Genomic DNA, 16,102 nt, shown 5'->3' on the forward strand with positions numbered 1-16,102 from the left:
TTCGCAGGTTCCCTCATTTCGTCATTCCGGCTTTAACGGAACGAACGGCAATCGCCATCCTGGCTCCTCCGTTCTTTCGCCGACGTCCCTGTCGGCGAATCCTAGCCTTCATTCCTCTATTCGGCTGAAGAACAACGTGCCGGAAAAGGTCAACGGCAAGATCAAAATCTACTAAGACAAAAGCCTTTGTCTTTTTGGCGTTTAAGTTTTGGTAGTGAGAGCAGTAGAAACAGGATGTTTCTACGAGGGGAGGAGGCGCCAAGGATGGCGCATGCCGACCCGGCGCGGAGATGGCGTCTCGGATAAAAGCGCGCGAGTTGAGAGCCCCCGCGCAACGGGGCTCTCATCGGACGCCTTCGACTTGGCTATATGTGAAAGCGGTATTGATAGGCGGTCGAAACCTTACACCTATTTAGTAAATTTTGGCGGTAGAAACTTTACACCGTAATGACCTAACCAATCAGAGACAAAGTTTCATTCCGTACTATTCCTCCCCCCCCAATTCAAGATAACCTTACCCTGCTAACTTTTATTAACAGGAGTCACACATGTCTTCTCATGATGAGTATCTACAGCGTGCGTTAGCGCTGGCGGCGGATAGCGTTGAGCAGGGTGGGCGTCCATTTGGCGCAGTGATTGTGCGCAACGATGAGATTGTTGCCGAGGCCGTGAACACCATTCATCTCAATGGCGATCCAACGGCGCATGCCGAGCTGAACGGTATTCGTGAGGTTTCTGCTCATCTGGGAAGCGCCGCGCTGCGTGACTGTACGGTGTATGCGAGCGGTCAGCCTTGCTCGATGTGCCTCAGCGCCATGTATTTGACCGGCGTAAAAGCGGTGTATTTCGCCAACGGCAATCAGGATGGGGAAGAGTATAAATTATCGACTGCGGCTATTTATCAGCAACTACAGCTGCCGTTAGAACAACAATCTTTACCGATTCACCACTTGCCACAGCTAAACGGTCGCAAGCTGTATGAACGTTGGGCGCAAAAGCAGTCATGAGCCAGACACAGAAACAAAGTTTGATGCTGTTAGTTTTGGTGTTAATCGGTCTAAATATGCGGCCGCTTCTTACCTCTATCGGGCCATTATTGCCGCAGCTGCGTGAAGCGAGCGGCATGAGTTTTACCGCCGTTTCATTGTTAACCGCCTTGCCGGTAGTGGCGATGGGCGTATTAGCGCTGGCGGGAGGCTGGGTCGATCGCCATATCAGTGAACGCAATAGCGTAGCGCTGAGTTTGCTGGCTATTGCTGTCGGCGCGCTGCTGCGTGAGCTTGCTCCACAAAGCCTCGTGTTGCTAAGCAGCGCACTGCTGGGCGGGATTGGTATCGGGATTATTCAGGCCGTTATGCCTGCGGTGATTAAACGCTCATTTCAGCGGCGTATGCCGTTGGTGATGGGGTTGTGGTCGGCGGCGCTGATGGGCGGCGGTGGTTTGGGAGCCGCGCTAACACCGTGGCTTGCGCAGCACAGCGATGTTTGGCACCGCTCTTTGGCGTGGTGGGCATTACCTGCTGTGATTGCGTTGATTGGCTGGTGGCCGCAGAGCAAAACGCTGGCGCAGCCAATCAAACACTCGGTGTCAGCACAGCCGCTGCGCTTACATATCAGCCCGCGAGCGTGGACGCTGGGTCTTTATTTCGGACTGATTAATGGCGGTTATACCAGCCTGATCGCATGGCTGCCGCCCTACTACATGCAGCTGGGTTCCAGCGCGCAGTTTAGCGGGAGTTTGCTGGCGTTGATGACGGTTGGGCAGGCGGCAGGAGCATTAATGCTGCCAATGTTTGCACGTCGTCAGGATCGACGCATGCTGCTGCTGGCGGCGCTAATGCTACAGCTGATTGGGTTCTGTGGTTTTATCTGGATGCCTTTGCAGATGTCCGTTCTATGGGCGGTGGTGTGCGGATTTGGACTCGGCGGCGCGTTCCCTTTGTGCTTGGTGTTGGCGCTCGATCACTCGCCTCAGCCAGCGATTGCTGGGCGTTTGGTGGCCTTCATGCAGGGGATCGGTTTCATCGTGGCAGGTCTGTCGCCATACCTTTCTGGATTGCTGCGTAGTCTCAGCGGTAACTTCCTGATGGATTGGATATTCCACGCGTTATTGGTCGTTGGTTTAATGCTCCTGACGCTGCGCTTTGTTCCATCGCGCTATCCGCAAGAATGGGCTGCGCCCGCCGTCGAACGCCATTAAAAAAACCGCCAGCGTTTTAGGCGCTGGCGGCAGTCTGTTTTTAGCAAAGAGAATTTATTTGAGCGTGATCGTCAGGCTATTAACCCCGTCTGCTGGCGTGATGGTAACGCCCATTTCCCCCGCATCTACTGTGCTGCTTTCCTGTGTTATCGCTCGATGAATATTGCGTAAGCATAGGCTCCAGCGTTGAGCGTTTCCTGATCTCGAAACAAGCAGCTGATTACCTTTACGTTGCACGCAAAGCGTAAATTGAGCTTCACCATCGGTGGCCGGAATGACGGCCTTCGCTTGAGTATTTTCCTCTAAGGCAAACAGATGGAAACAGGTGCCATCGGCGTAGTCATAATCAGGTTTTTGGCTGTTATTACCGATAGCGATCAGGCTGTTAGGGCGCACATACAACGGTAGACTGTTGAACCCATGCTGTTCTCGGTGCCAGCCACCGGTGGCTTCTTGGTTGGTATAGAGGTGTGTCCAGCGGCCCGCGGGCAAATAGACGCTAACGTCACCGTTCTCGCTAAATACCGGCGCGACCAGTAGGGAATCCCCCAACATGTATTGGCGATCCAGATAATCGCAGCCCGGATCTTCTGGAAATTCCAGCATCATAGCGCGCATCACCGGCGTACCTGTTTTGGCTGCCTGAGCAGAGGCGGCGTAGAGGTACGGCATCAGGCGGCATTTCCACTCGGTGAAAAAACGTACCACGTCGCAGGCTTCATCGTCATACGCCCACGGTACGCGGTAGGATTTACTACCGTGCAGGCGACTATGGCTGGAGAGTAGGCTAAAGGCGCACCAACGTTTATAGACGTGTGCCGGTGCCGTATTTTCAAACCCACCGATGTCGTGACTCCAGAAGCCAAAGCCAGACAATCCAAGAGATAGTCCACCGCGTAGGCTTTCCGCCATTGATTCATAGGTGGCGTAGCAATCGCCGCCCCAGTGAACCGGAAACTGCTGCGCGCCGACCGACGCCGAGCGGGCAAACAGCACCGCTTCGTCTTTACCCAACTCCTGCTGTAAAACTTCATACACCAACTTGTTGTAAATAAAGGCGTAATGGTTATGCATTTTTTGTGGACATGAGCCGTCGTGCCATACCACGTCGGTTGGAATTCGCTCGCCAAAATCGGTTTTAAAGCAGTCAACGCCCATATGGATTAAGCGTTTGAGATGCCCTGCATACCAGTCGCAGGCCGCAGGATTGGTGAAATCAACGATGCCCTGTCCCGGTTGCCATTTATCCCATTGCCACACGTCACCGTTTGGGCGTTTGAGCAGATATCCCTTCTCCATTCCCTGTTTAAACAGCGGTGATTTTTGCCCGATGTAAGGGTTAATCCATACGCATATTTTTAGCCCGCGTGCTTTCAAACGTTTGAGCATACCTGCCGGATCGGGGAAGGTTTCAGGGTCCCATTCGAAATCGCACCACTGAAATGCCTTCATCCAGAAGCAGTCAAAATGGAATACGTGCAGCGGCAGGTTGCGTTCGGCCATGCCGTCGATAAAGCGGTTAACGGTTTTTTCGTCGTAGTTGGTGGTAAATGAGGTGGTAAGCCAAAGGCCAAATGACCATGCTGGCGGCAGCGCAGGGCGTCCGGTAAGGCGAGTGTAGCGGTCTAGAACCTGTTTGGGCGTTGGACCGTCAAAGACCAAATATTCCAGATGCTCTCCTTCAACGCTGAATTGCACTTTGGAGACTTTTTCCGAACCCACTTCAAACGAGACACATTCGGGATGATTTACCAATACGCCATAGCCGCGATTGGTCAGATAGAACGGAATATTTTTATAGGCCTGTTCGGTGCTGGTGCCGCCGTCGCGGTTCCATGTTTCTACGTTTTGCCCGTTTTTGACGAAAGCAGTAAAGCGCTCGCCAAGGCCATACACGGTTTCTCCCACGCCGAGATCGAGGCGTTCATAGAGATAGGTTTTGCCATCTTTGGCATTTTGAATATAGCCGTTGGATTTAGCCACGCTGCCGGTGATGCGTTCGCCGTTACGCAGGAAATCGAGTGCCCAGTTTTCCCCTTTGGTTACCCGAACGCATAAATCGCCACTGTGCAGAGCGGCGTAATCTTCGGTATTTTCCATCCGCAGGGGGTGTTCGGTGGAGTGATGTAAAGGATGTTGCGGCCCACGCTCTATTCGTCCGGTAAAGTGCGCAATGCGTACTCCAATGATGCCCTCTTGCGGAGAGAAAAAGCGTAGCGTAAACAGCGGGGTATCCAGCTGCGCTGAGCGAGCGCTGGCTTCACGTGGAGCGGCGTAAATGACCATTTCACGGGCGTGCTGCTCGACTTCAAACACGTATAACGGGTGGATGAGGTTGAGTCCTTCATGGATGAGCCAATTGCCGTCACTGATTTTCATGACTTAAATCCTCTGCTGTTTTCATATCTTGAGTAAATGCGTGTTCGTTGCGGCGCACGCCATCGGCCAGCTCTTTGAGGATGCGGTTAATGAACGGTGTACGCAGGGTATACAGGCGAGCGGCGATAAGCGCGCTCAGGAAATAGCAAGCGGCGGGAACCAGCGTGAACAGGGCGATAATGCTCATTATTGTGGCGCTGTTTTGCGTGGCGGCACCCGATTGATATCCCGCTCCTGCCAGCATCCAGCCAATCAGCGCGCCGCCGAGGGCGAGCCCGAGTTTTAAGACGAACAGCGTGCCAGCAAAGCTAATCCCAGTGAGGCGTTTGCCGCCTTTCCATTCGCCGTAATCAACGGTATCAGACATCATCACCCACTGAATTGGAGTGACGAGCTGATGCAGAACACCGATAACAAAGATGAAGATAAACATAGTGATATTGGCGCCAATGGGCACAAAGAACATCGCTATGCTGAGTATGGCGAGGAGGGCATTGGTCCACCAGAAGACGCTGACTTTGCATTTCCAGTCGGTTAGCGGTTTGGCTGCTGCGCTGCCTAACAAATTGCCTACGCAATAGGTGGTGAGGAACCAAGTAAACACCAGCGGGTTGCCGAGAATATAGGTGACGTAGTACATCATGGCGCCGCCGCGGACCGAGACGGCCAAAATATTCAAAATGGTGAGCAGGCCAACGATGCGCCATTGGTCGTTGCGAATGATATCGCGTAGATCCTCACGCATGCTGCCCTGCGTTGTGCCTTCATCGCTGATACGTTCTTTGGTGGTGGCGAAGCAGATCGCCAGCATGATAACGGCCACTAAGGCGAGTACAGCAATACCGCCTTTAAAGCCGAAGGCCTGATCGCCTTTACCAATAAAATTGACCAGCGGCATCATGAGCACGGTGCTTAACATACCGCCCGCGGTGGCCAGCACGAAGCGGTAGGACTGTAGAGAAATTCGTTGAGTTGGATCGGCGGTAATCACGCCGCCCAGCGCGCAGTACGGAATGTTGACGACGGTATACATCAGCGTCAGCAGAGTGTATGTGATGGCGGCGTAAATCATTTTACCGGTTAGACTGAGCTCCGGCGTGCTGTAGGCAAATATGCAGACGATGCCAAAGGGAATAGCTGCAAACAGCACATAAGGCCGAAACTTACCCCAGCGGGTGCGGGTTCGGTCAGCGACTAAACCCATGATAGGGTCGGAAATCGCATCGAGCGCACGCGCTAGCAGGAACATCGTGCCGACGAAGCCAGCGGGAATGCCAAAAATATCCGTGTAAAAAAACATCATGTAGAACATGACGTTGTCAAAAATGATATGGCTTGCGGCATCGCCGAGGCCATAGCCGATTTTTTCTCGCTTTGACAGAATGTGGCTGCTCATATATCCCTCTGAAGGCGTTCGCATCGTGGATTCGATACGCCATTCTTAGGGCAAGGATAAGCCGCTAACCATTGTGTTTTTTCACTCTGAAATTATGTTTTGTGTTTTATGTGATCGGGATAACCCGTTTGAAAATTAAGTAATTAGGCAGTGGAATAGGGTGCAGCAAATATATTTACTGCACCTATTCATTAGGCGTTTGTACGCCAGTAGTCGTAATAGATATGGTCTACCTGAAAATCAACATTGCTTGCGTCACCGGTGAGTTTCCAGCCGAGGTGGAAAGCAAAATCGAAAGCAACGCCAAGGCCTTTCCCACTGAGCAAATTGCCATCTTCGACGATCTTTTCGTCCACGTAGATGCCGTCTTTAACATCCTGATGCAGATCGCCTGAGCAAGTATAGCGGCGGCCATTGAGAAGATTATTCCCTCCCAAAACGCGTGCGGCGGCAGAGCAGATAGGGCAAATCCATTTTCCTGCGGCGTCGTGGCGACGGATGAATTCAACAACCAGTGGATTGGCGGCTAGATTGACGGTTCCTTCTGGCCCGCCAGGAATAACGACGGCATCAAAGGTTTCATCCATGCTGCGTTCGAGAAGCACATCGGCAAACATGCGAATGTTGTGATAGCTGGTGAGCTCCAACATATCCTGACAGGCCAAAGTGGTCACGTGGATGTCCAGACGACGCAGAACGTCGATGGTCATGATCGCTTCCGCTTCTTCAAATCCTTTCGCCAGTAGTACAGCGACTTTCTTAGACATGGTATCTCCTGCAAATAAGGTGACGGCTATTTATGCAGCAAAGGGTACCAAACTTGTGTTGATTAAAATAAAACGTTGTTTTATTTATGAAGAACGCATCGCGAAACTGGGATTTTCCACTTAGCACGTGAGGTTTTTCAGGGTATAATCGCCGACTCTTCAGATCTCCCAATGGAAGATCATCGTCCCCGGTGGGGCGGCTGGACTTCAAATCCAGTTGGGGCCGCCAGCGGTCCCGGGCAGGTTCGACTCCTGTGATCTTCCGCCAATTTACATCTTCCGACCATTCATTAGTTTCTATGAAAATCTCTGGCAACTAGATAAATTACAGCGTTATTGATGAAATAAAAGCGGAGGCGGTATGACGGATAAATACTTAACCCAATCCCCGGCAGGCGAATTTGTTATGTTTGCCAGCGACGATGGAGATGTACGCGTTGAATGCCGCTTTGAACAAGAGACTCTATGGCTCCCTCAGGCAACCATTGCAAATCTTTATCAGATCACTCCCCAAGCCGTTACACAGCATATTAAAGCGATCTATGAAGAAGGCGAACTTGAACAAAATTCAACCTGTAAGTCTTACTTACAAGTTCAACAGGAAGGTAGCCGCCAAGTAAGCCGCAATAGGCTTCACTACAGCCTGCCTGTTATTCTTGCTGTCGGTTATCGCGTTCGCTCCCCTCGTGGCACTCAATTTCGCCAATGGGCAACTCAAACGCTTCAGGAATATCTGATAAAAGGTTTTGTGATGGACGATGAGCGGCTTAAAAATCCGGCTGTTGGCTCATCAACGGTACCTGACTATTTTGATGAGATGCTCGAACGCATCCGCGATATTCGGGCCAGCGAGCGTCGGGTTTATTTGCGGGTTCGGGAAATTTTTGCATTAGCCGCCGATTATCAGCCTTCACTTAAAGAAACGACGCTGTTTTTCCAAACGATCCAAAATAAACTACATTTTGCCTGTACTGGTCATACTGCCGCTGAACTTATCCATCAACGTGCTGATGCCAGCCAACCCCATATGGGGCTGAGTAGCTATAAAGGCGATGAAGTGTGTAAAAGTGATGTGATAATAGCTAAAAATTATCTGAGCAAGGATGAAGTTAGCGAACTTAATCGTGTAGTTAATATGTGGTTGGATTTTGCTGAAGATCAGGCCCGTCGTCGTCAGCAGGTATTTTTACGCGACTGGCAGGATAAGCTGGATCAGTTCCTGCAATTTAACGACCGTGCAGGTTCTGCAAGGCGCAGGTAAAGTCAGCAAGAAAATGGCCGACGAAAAAGCTCAGGCGGAATATGTTCAGTTTGCCGAACAGCAGCGGCGTTTAAAGGAAGCCGAAGGCGAGAAGGATATTGCTAGTTTGCTGCATTGGAAAATTAATACCAAGAAATAGTCCCGCCAATTTCTACACGTCAAAATAAGTAAACTTAGCCTCCTTAATGCGTATCTTTTCACAATTGAGCTTTCTTAATTCAATGGCTTCATGGCATAACATCAATACTCCGATATCCCCCCAATAAGGATCGCTGATGATGCACAAGCTGGAACCGTTATTTGATTATCAGGGTGTTTTGCCCGAATGCCCGACGTGGGACGCGCAAACACAAACGCTTTATTGGACTGATATTCTGCAAAAAGAGATCCATAGCTATCAGCCAACAACAGGCCAGCATCAGAAACTTAATTTTTCTGAGGAAATAGGTTGTTTTGCGCTGCGTGAGCAAGGCGGATTTATTGTTGCGATGCGTTCGGGAATTTATCTTACTGATAGCCACGGCGTAGTGACGAACAAAGTATGTGATAACCCGAATAACCCAGCATTGGCGCGTTTTAACGACGGCGGCACCGATCAGCAAGGTCGTTTTTATGCCGGGACCTATTGGGCGCCGCGTGATTACAACGGCGCTTTGCTTTGTCGTATAGATGCCGAGCTGAAAGCAACGGTTCTGCAATGTGACATTCTCGGCGCTAACGGCTTGGCGTTTTCTGCTGATAACCGTTGGATGTATACCAGCGATACGCCTAACCACGTGATTTACCGTACTCCATTGGATGAGCAGGGCAATCCGGGGTTGCGTGAAGTGTGGAAGACTTTTCCTCGCGGCAATGGGCGACCTGACGGAGCGGCCATGGATAGCGAAGGCTGCTACTGGAGTGCGCTGTTTGATGGCTATCGTATCGCCCGCTTTTCTCCTAGCGGCGAGTTGCTTGAAGAGCACAGGTTGCCGGTTCGCTGTCCGACAATGGTCTGCTTCGGTGGCGCTGACATGAAAACGCTGTTTGTGACCACAACGCGTGAAAACATGACTGAAGAAGAGATCGGTGAACGTCCTCTTTCCGGTGCGCTTTTCACCCTAAAGACCGAAGTTGCAGGCCTAAGCAAGCCGAGATTTAAAGAGAACACTGCCTCTGAGCTTTGAGCCTAAATAGGCTCCGAGCGCTTTCTTTTGTAGGGTTATGCTTACAGCGCATAACTCTAATCTTATTTATTTCCGCGAATTATTTACCCAGAATGTGAAAAGGGTCATAGGAAGTGGTCAAGGAGAGACGATTTTTGTTAGTTCTGAATTACCCCACTCTAAAGTGATGTCGTATACTCGATTCAAACAGGGACAACTCGTCATTTTTGGTGATTGGCAGTAGATGAGTTCTCACCGGTTAGAACGCAGGTGTTGTCAGGTCTGCAATCTATAGAGGATATGAGGGTTTCATAATGGAAAAGAAAGTCATCTATTTATTTTGTTCCGCCGGAATGTCCACCTCTCTGCTGGTTTCTAAAATGAAGGTACAAGCAGAGAAATATGAAGTGCCGGTCATTATCGAAGCATTCCCTGAAACACTGGCTGGTGAGAAGGGCGGCGTGGCGGATCTGGTTCTGCTCGGTCCACAAATTGCTTACATGCAGCCAGAGATCCAAAAGTTATTACCGGGCAAGCCCGTTGAAGTGATTGATTCTGTCATGTACGGCAAAATCGATGGGTTAGGTGTTTTGAAAGCTGCGGTTGCAGCGATCAAGAAAGCAGCAGCAAGTCAGTAATTTTTATTTTTGTTATTTTTTATTTTAATTCTTATTAAGAATTTTTAAGTCAAAGAGAAATCCAGTCAAAGAGCGAATTTCATATTCTGGCCGCCGAATAGCGGCATTAAAGGAAAATACCAATGAGTAAAACCATTGATTCACTTGAAAAGATACTTCTTCCTTTTGCCGTCAAAATAGGTAAACAACCCCACATTAACGCCATTAAAAATGGCTTTATTAAGTTAATGCCGTTGACCCTTGCGGGGGCCATGTTTGTTTTAATTAATAACGTATTTCTAAGCTTTGGTGATGGTTCATTCTTTTATTCCCTCGGCATTCGTTTAGATGCTTCAACTATTGAAACGCTTAACGGATTAAAAGTTATTGGCGGCAACGTTTATAACGGTACGCTGGGGATAATGTCACTGATGGCGCCCTTCTTTATTGGGATGGCATTAGCCGAAGAGCGGAAAGTCGATTCGCTTTCAGCGGGTTTATTATCCGTTGCGGCGTTTATGACCGTAACACCGTACAGCGTGGGTGAAGCCTATGCGGTAGGCGCGAACTGGCTGGGTGGCTCGAATATTATTTCCGGTATGATTATCGGATTGGTAGTTGCCGAAATGTTTGCGTTTATTATTCGCAGAAATTGGGTTATTACCTTGCCAGATAGCGTGCCTTCTTCTGTTTCTCGCTCATTCTCTGCATTAATTCCAGGCTTTATTATCCTGTCTATCTTCGGGATTATTTCTTGGCTGCTGGGATTATATGGCAACAACTTCCACCAAATTATTATGGATTCCATCTCCAAGCCTCTGGCGTCGATGGGCAGCGTGGTGGGCTGGGCTTACGTTATTTTCAACTCCCTGTTGTGGTTCTTTGGTGTGCACGGTTCTTTGGCGTTGACGGCGTTAGACAACGGTATTATGACGCCTTGGGCACTGGAAAACATCGACCTGTACAAGCAATACGGTTCTGTTGAAGCGGCGATTGCAGCGGGCAAAACCTTCCACTTCTGGGCTAAACCGATGCTCGACTCCTATATCCTGTTAGGGGGTTCTGGGGCAACGTTGGGTCTGATTATTGCCATCTTCATCGGCTCACGCCGTGCAGATCACCGTCAAGTGGCTAAGCTGGCGCTGCCGTCAGGCATCTTCCAGATTAACGAACCGATCTTGTTTGGTTTGCCAATTATCATGAACCCAGTGATGTTTATTCCGTTCGTGCTGATTCAGCCGATTCTGGCAGCGATCACGCTGGCGGCGTACAGCATGGGCATCATTCCTCCGGTGACTAACCTTGCACCGTGGACCATGCCTACCGGACTGGGTGCATTCTTTAACAGTAACGGCAGCATCGCTGCGCTGTTAGTCGCATTGTTCAACTTGGGTGTCTCAACGCTGGTGTATATGCCTTTCGTTATCCTGTCTAACAAGGCGCAGGCGATAATTGAAGAAGAAGAAAGCGAAGAAGATATTGCGAACGCATTGAAATTCTAATCTTACCGTTGGCGGGGAGAACATCCTCCCCGCAGTTAGCGGCCCTGTTATGGAGAGTTAAAATGTTTGATTTAGAAAACATTGTTGATACCGAAGAGGAATTGCAGGATCTGGAAGAAGTGGTGATGGGGCTCATTATCAATTCTGGACAGGCTCGCAGCTTGGCCTATGGCGCACTGAAAAAGGCCAAAGAAGGTGACTTCGAACAGGCCAAAGAGTTGATGAATCAGTCTCGCTTATCGCTGAATGAAGCGCATCTGGTGCAAACCAAGCTGATTGAAGGCGATCAGGGCGAAGGGAAAACCAAAGTCAGCCTGATTTTAGTTCATGCGCAAGATCACTTGATGACATCGATGCTGGCTCGTGAACTGATTGCAGAACTGATTGAGGTTCATGAGAAAATAAAATAACGTAGAGAATTATTATGCAGCCATCGGTACTGAGCATGGAAATTAAGACTGCACGTGAAAATCAGCTTTTCGACGGTCAGAATTTTCACATGTTTATCTACAACAAAGTAGAGAGCATTTCAGGGCTGCATGAGCACGATTACTACGAGTTTACGGTGGTGCTGACCGGGCGATATTACCAAAATATCAATGGGAAAAAGGTGCTGTTAGAACGTGGTGACTTTGTCTTTATCCCATTAGGGTCTAACCACCAAAGCTTTTATGAGTTCGGCGCGACGAGAATATTAAACGTCGGGATTAGCAAAGCGTTTTTCGAGCAACATTATTTATTTTTGTTGCCTAATCGATTTGTGGCATCACAGGTTTATCAGATAAAAACCGAGTTCCTAACGTATATAGAGTCCGTTATTTCTTCACTTAATTTTAGGAATGGCGAATTTAATGAGTTTCTTGAAGTGGTGACGTTCTATATCGTAAATCGTTTACGTCATCATAGAGAAACCGAAGTTATCGCCGACGTGCCAGATTGGCTTAAGAACGCGGTAGAAAAAATGCATGACAAGGCGATGTTTGGTGATAAAGCCTTAGCCAATATGGTGGAGCTATCCGGAAAGTCGCAGGAGTATTTGACCCGAGCCACCCAGCGCCACTACGGAAAAACGCCAATGCAGATCATTAATGAGATACGCATTGATTTTGCTAAGAAGCAGCTGGAAATAACCAATTACTCGGTTGCGGATATTGCATTTGATTCCGGCTATAGCAGCCCAAGCATGTTTATTAAAAACTTTAAAAAGCTGACGTCGTTTACACCGAAGAATTATAGAAAGAAATTATGCAGCATTAACTAAAATATGTGTGAATTAATGTGGACTGGTCCTTAAAAGGCAGCCTTCAATCATTCACATATACCCTAATAATGATAATGACAGAAAAAAACTTTGGTTTTTTAAACGCGCACCTGTGATTGGAAGTATATCGGGTATATCTCACTTAATTTTATATGAAGTGCAATGATATTGTACGGGAGTTCCTATGAGTAAAAAGCTGAAAGTCGTTACTATCGGTGGCGGAAGTAGTTATACCCCAGAATTACTTGAAGGTTTTATTAAACGTTACAATGAATTGCCGATTACCGAATTATGGCTGGTTGACGTTGAGGCTGGTAAAGAGAAGCAGGATATTATTTTTGACCTCTGCCAGCGTATGGTCGAGCGCGCCGGTGTGCCGATTGTCATGCATAAAACGCTGGATCGCCGTGAAGCATTGGTTGATGCCGATTTCGTTACCACGCAATTGCGTGTTGGCCAGTTGAAAGCGCGTGAATTGGATGAGCGTATTCCGCTAAGTCACGGCTATCTCGGCCAAGAAACCAATGGTGCAGGCGGTTTATTTAAAGGCCTGCGCACGATACCGGTTATTTTTGACATCATTAAAGATGTGGAAGAGATCTGCCCGAACGCTTGGGTGATTAACTTTACTAACCCAGCGGGTATGGTCACAGAAGCCGTGTTCCGTCATACCAAATTCAAGAAATTCATTGGTGTCTGTAACATCCCCGTTGGCATGAAAATGTTCATTCAGGATGTGCTGAAACTCACCCCGCAGGATGATTTATCGATCGACCTCTTTGGCCTGAACCATATGGTCTTTATCAAAGACGTCATCGTTAACGGAGAATCCCGCTTTGAAGAGCTGCTTGACGGCGTAGCCTCCGGTACGTTAACCGCCGGTTCGGTGAAAAATATCTTTGATTTGCCATTTAGCGAAGGCTTGATCCGTTCTCTCAAGCTGTTGCCGTGTTCTTATCTGCTGTACTACTTCAAGCAGAAAGAAATGCTGGCGATTGAAATGGGCGAATTCTACAAAGGCGGCGCGCGTGCAAGCGTGGTGCAAAAAGTCGAGAAGCAGCTTTTTGATCTGTATAAAAATCCGGAACTGAACGTAAAACCAAAAGAGCTGGAGCTGCGCGGTGGGGCTTATTACTCCGATGCGGCGTGCGAAGTGATCAGCGCGATTTACAACGACAAGCAGACCGAGCAATACGTTAACTTCCCGCACAATGGTCATATTGATAACATTCCGGCAGATTGGACCGTTGAAATGACCTGTACTATTGGACGCGATGGTGCCACGCCGCATCCGCGTTTGACGCACTTTGATGACAAAGTGTTAGGGTTGATTCATACCATCAAAGGCTTTGAAATTGCCGCCAGCGCTGCCGCAATAAGCGGTGAGCTGAATGATGTGCTGCTGGCGATGAACCTGAGCCCGCTGATTCATTCAGATAAAGATGCAGAGGTTCTAGCGCGTGAAATGCTGTTGGCACATGAAGCATTACTGCCTAACTTTGCAAAAACTATCGCGGCACTGAAATAACCCACCGCCTTCCCTGCAAAGGGAAGGCGTTTCGCTGAGGGGATTATGGAAAAATTATTGATAGTGAACGCCGATGATTTTGGGCTTTGTAAAGCGCAAAACTACGGCATTATTGAGGCGTTCAAAAACGGCGTAGTGACCTCTACCACGGCACTGGTTAACTCAGAAAGCGTCGAGCATGCAGCTGCTCTGAGCGCAGAGAATCCTGGGCTGGCGGTCGGAATGCATTTTGCTTTGACGCTAGGACGTCCGCTGTCGCCGATGCCAAATTTGGCGCGTAATGGTGAATTGGGCAAATGGATCTGGGAAATGGCAGAACAGGGAACTCTGCCGCTAGATGAAATTGAACAAGAGCTGAAGTGTCAATTCGAACGCTTTATTGACGTTTTTGGCAGGTTGCCGACGCATATCGATAGCCATCACCACGTGCATATGTTCCCGCAGATTTTCCCTATAGTGGCGGCTTTTGCGAAAGAAAAGGGTGTGGGTTTGCGCATCGACCGTGATGAAGTGCGCAAAGGCGAACTGGAATTGCACGGCGCGCAAAGCACTCAGGGCTTCGACAGCCGTTTTTATGGCGAATCTATTACCGAAGCACTGTTTCTGAGTACGCTCGATAGCGCCATAGAACGTGGCGATAGCTCTTTGGAGATTATGTGTCATCCGGCGTTTATTGATAACACGTTGCTGACCAGTAAATATTGCTACCCGCGCCTTGCCGAGCTGGATGTGTTGACATCGGAATCACTGAAAAAAGCGATTGCAGAACGCGGATTCAAATTGGGATCGTTTCAAGATTTATTCTAGTTAATTAAATCACCTACAGGCGCGGGAGTTATTTCCCGCGCTCCTGTCGTCATTCGTGAAATATAAATACTATCCAAACAAAATACGTTTTATGCAGGGCATCTTTTGCTTAATTATCCATCACTACTTACACTGGTAAAAAATAACCAGGTGATAGCCAATGCATTTAAATATTTTGCTTTCAGCAGCGTCGTTGCTCATTTGTTCGGTTGGGATGTTATTTTCACCCCAGATCGCTTTAGCATGCACCCGTGCGGTATATCAGGGTGAAGATAAGCTAGTTATGACTGGCCGCACAATGGATTGGAAAGAAGATTTGCATTCCGATCTGTGGATCTTTCCGCGTGGAATGGCGCGCAACGGCAATGCTGGCGCTCATTCAGTGGAATGGGTATCAAAGTATGGCAGCGTGACGACGGCGGCTTACAACATTGCTACGACTGATGGCATGAATGAAAAAGGGCTGGTCGCCAATATGCTGTGGCTGGCAGAGTCGCAGTATCCGAAACCTTCTAAAGATAAGCCGAGTCTTTCACTGGCCGCATGGGCTCAGTATGCGTTGGATAACTTTGCCACGGTAGATGAGGCGGTGAAAGAATTGCAGTCTGAGCCATTTGTGGTGGTAACGGGTGATGTTCCCGGCCAGCCTCGCTTAGCGACTATTCATTTAGCGTTGTCTGATGCCAGCGGTGATAGTGCTATTTTTGAATATATCGATGGAAAACTGGTTATCCACCATAGCCCTGAATATCAAATATTAACCAACTCGCCGACCTACGATCAGCAACTGGCGATTGATAAATATTGGGAAGGAATTGGCGGTAACATTATGCTGCCGGGTACCAATCGTGCGGCAGATCGCTTCGTTCGTGCCAAATATTACATTAATGCAATTCCTAAGTATCACGAAGCACGCCTAGCTTTGTCTAGCGTATTGAGCGTTATGCGCTCAGTGTCGGTGCCTTTTGGTATCACTTCGCAGGCAGAGCCGAATATTTCCTCAACTCGCTGGCGTACCATTTCCGATCAAAAAAATAAGCTCTACTATTTTGAATCAGCCGTTGGGATGAGTACGTTTTGGGTGGATTTAAAACAGGCCGATCTTTCTGCTGAGTCGCCGGTGCGCAAACTATCGCTGGGTGTAAACCAAATGGCCGATTTTAGTGGTGAAGTTTCCCATGCCTTTGAGCCAGCTAAACCCTTTGAGTTTTTAGCAGCCGTTGTGGATTAAGGTTAAAA

The 16,102-nt window shown here is 48.8% G+C and carries 13 protein-coding genes, 1 tRNA gene and 1 pseudogene; 12 read left to right on the forward strand and 3 right to left on the reverse strand.

Going from position 1 to position 16,102, the window contains the following annotated elements; genetic code table 11:
• Positions 1-548 precede the first annotated feature (548 nt).
• Positions 549-1,007 (forward strand): nucleoside deaminase, encoded by a 459-nt coding sequence (locus DSM2777_RS03970; protein ID WP_061553230.1) that lies wholly within the window; start codon positions 549-551, stop codon positions 1,005-1,007.
• A 23-nt stretch (positions 1,008-1,030) separates the two neighbouring features.
• Positions 1,031-2,200, forward strand: a complete 1,170-nt coding sequence (locus tag DSM2777_RS03975) for a cyanate transporter (RefSeq protein ID WP_237087841.1) — start codon at positions 1,031-1,033, stop codon at positions 2,198-2,200.
• Positions 2,201-2,254: 54 nt separating this feature from the next.
• On the opposite strand, the gene yicI is transcribed toward DSM2777_RS03975, so the two are convergent.
• The 3 genes from yicI to DSM2777_RS03990 all read right to left on the reverse strand — a co-directional run bounded on the left by yicI (position 2,255) and on the right by DSM2777_RS03990 (position 6,742).
• Positions 2,255-4,579: an alpha-xylosidase gene (yicI, locus tag DSM2777_RS03980; RefSeq protein ID WP_061553232.1), complete on the reverse strand. Its 2,325-nt coding sequence runs from the start codon at positions 4,577-4,579 to the stop codon at positions 2,255-2,257.
• Positions 4,566-5,975, reverse strand: coding sequence for a glycoside-pentoside-hexuronide family transporter (locus DSM2777_RS03985; RefSeq protein WP_061553233.1), 1,410 nt, complete (start codon positions 5,973-5,975; stop codon positions 4,566-4,568). The genes yicI and DSM2777_RS03985 overlap by 14 nt, the downstream gene beginning before the upstream one ends.
• A 191-nt stretch (positions 5,976-6,166) precedes the next feature.
• Entirely contained in the window at positions 6,167-6,742 is a 576-nt protein-coding gene (locus tag DSM2777_RS03990) for a DJ-1/PfpI family protein (protein ID WP_061553234.1), read from the reverse strand.
• Positions 6,743-6,915: 173 nt separating this feature from the next.
• On the opposite strand from DSM2777_RS03990, the gene DSM2777_RS03995 reads away from it, so the two are divergent.
• From DSM2777_RS03995 to DSM2777_RS04040, 10 genes and pseudogenes are all read left to right on the forward strand, one after another.
• Positions 6,916-7,010, forward strand: a tRNA-Sec gene (locus DSM2777_RS03995).
• 93 nt (positions 7,011-7,103) lie between these two features.
• A pseudogene (locus DSM2777_RS04000) lies at positions 7,104-8,142 on the forward strand (virulence RhuM family protein).
• Positions 8,143-8,281: 139 nt separating this feature from the next.
• The gene (locus tag DSM2777_RS04005; RefSeq protein WP_156088290.1) at positions 8,282-9,169 is read left to right on the forward strand and encodes an SMP-30/gluconolactonase/LRE family protein; all 888 of its coding nucleotides are present in this window, start codon (positions 8,282-8,284) and stop codon (positions 9,167-9,169) included.
• A 293-nt stretch (positions 9,170-9,462) separates the two neighbouring features.
• Positions 9,463-9,786, forward strand: coding sequence for a PTS sugar transporter subunit IIB (locus DSM2777_RS04010; protein WP_025799598.1), 324 nt, complete (start codon positions 9,463-9,465; stop codon positions 9,784-9,786).
• Positions 9,787-9,908: 122 nt separating this feature from the next.
• Complete coding sequence (chbC, locus tag DSM2777_RS04015) at positions 9,909-11,267, forward strand: PTS N,N'-diacetylchitobiose transporter subunit IIC (protein ID WP_025799595.1); 1,359 nt, start codon at positions 9,909-9,911, stop codon at positions 11,265-11,267.
• A 62-nt stretch (positions 11,268-11,329) separates the two neighbouring features.
• Positions 11,330-11,677 carry a PTS N,N'-diacetylchitobiose transporter subunit IIA gene (gene chbA, locus DSM2777_RS04020; protein ID WP_040044408.1) on the forward strand — a complete coding sequence of 116 codons (348 nt, stop codon included), beginning with the start codon at positions 11,330-11,332 and terminating at the stop codon, positions 11,675-11,677.
• A 14-nt stretch (positions 11,678-11,691) separates the two neighbouring features.
• Positions 11,692-12,528, forward strand: a complete 837-nt coding sequence (gene chbR / locus DSM2777_RS04025; RefSeq protein ID WP_122974920.1) for a transcriptional regulator ChbR — start codon at positions 11,692-11,694, stop codon at positions 12,526-12,528.
• 184 nt (positions 12,529-12,712) lie between these two features.
• The gene (locus DSM2777_RS04030; protein WP_061553236.1) at positions 12,713-14,056 is read left to right on the forward strand and encodes a 6-phospho-beta-glucosidase; all 1,344 of its coding nucleotides are present in this window, start codon (positions 12,713-12,715) and stop codon (positions 14,054-14,056) included.
• 45 nt (positions 14,057-14,101) lie between these two features.
• Entirely contained in the window at positions 14,102-14,863 is a 762-nt protein-coding gene (gene chbG / locus DSM2777_RS04035) for a chitin disaccharide deacetylase (RefSeq protein ID WP_061553237.1), read from the forward strand.
• A 160-nt stretch (positions 14,864-15,023) separates the two neighbouring features.
• Entirely contained in the window at positions 15,024-16,094 is a 1,071-nt protein-coding gene (locus DSM2777_RS04040) for a linear amide C-N hydrolase (protein ID WP_061553238.1), read from the forward strand.
• Positions 16,095-16,102: the final 8 nt, after the last annotated feature.

It is taken from the genome of Obesumbacterium proteus (assembly GCF_001586165.1).
GTDB classification, from domain to species: Bacteria; Pseudomonadota; Gammaproteobacteria; order Enterobacterales; family Enterobacteriaceae; genus Hafnia; species Hafnia protea.

Excerpts from the sequence above, each read along its gene's own strand:
- DSM2777_RS03970 (WP_061553230.1), top strand. The coding sequence starts at position 549 with ATGTCTTCTCATGATGAGTATCTACAGCGTGCGTTAGCGCTGGCGGCG.
- DSM2777_RS03975 (WP_237087841.1), top strand. The coding sequence starts at position 1,031 with ATGCTGTTAGTTTTGGTGTTAATCGGTCTAAATATGCGGCCGCTTCTT.
- yicI (WP_061553232.1), bottom strand. The coding sequence starts at position 4,579 with ATGAAAATCAGTGACGGCAATTGGCTCATCCATGAAGGACTCAACCTC.
- DSM2777_RS03985 (WP_061553233.1), bottom strand. The coding sequence starts at position 5,975 with ATGAGCAGCCACATTCTGTCAAAGCGAGAAAAAATCGGCTATGGCCTC.
- DSM2777_RS03990 (WP_061553234.1), bottom strand. The coding sequence starts at position 6,742 with ATGTCTAAGAAAGTCGCTGTACTACTGGCGAAAGGATTTGAAGAAGCG.
- DSM2777_RS04005 (WP_156088290.1), top strand. The coding sequence starts at position 8,282 with ATGCACAAGCTGGAACCGTTATTTGATTATCAGGGTGTTTTGCCCGAA.
- DSM2777_RS04010 (WP_025799598.1), top strand. The coding sequence starts at position 9,463 with ATGGAAAAGAAAGTCATCTATTTATTTTGTTCCGCCGGAATGTCCACC.
- chbC (WP_025799595.1), top strand. The coding sequence starts at position 9,909 with ATGAGTAAAACCATTGATTCACTTGAAAAGATACTTCTTCCTTTTGCC.
- chbA (WP_040044408.1), top strand. The coding sequence starts at position 11,330 with ATGTTTGATTTAGAAAACATTGTTGATACCGAAGAGGAATTGCAGGAT.
- chbR (WP_122974920.1), top strand. The coding sequence starts at position 11,692 with ATGCAGCCATCGGTACTGAGCATGGAAATTAAGACTGCACGTGAAAAT.
- DSM2777_RS04030 (WP_061553236.1), top strand. The coding sequence starts at position 12,713 with ATGAGTAAAAAGCTGAAAGTCGTTACTATCGGTGGCGGAAGTAGTTAT.
- chbG (WP_061553237.1), top strand. The coding sequence starts at position 14,102 with ATGGAAAAATTATTGATAGTGAACGCCGATGATTTTGGGCTTTGTAAA.
- DSM2777_RS04040 (WP_061553238.1), top strand. The coding sequence starts at position 15,024 with ATGCATTTAAATATTTTGCTTTCAGCAGCGTCGTTGCTCATTTGTTCG.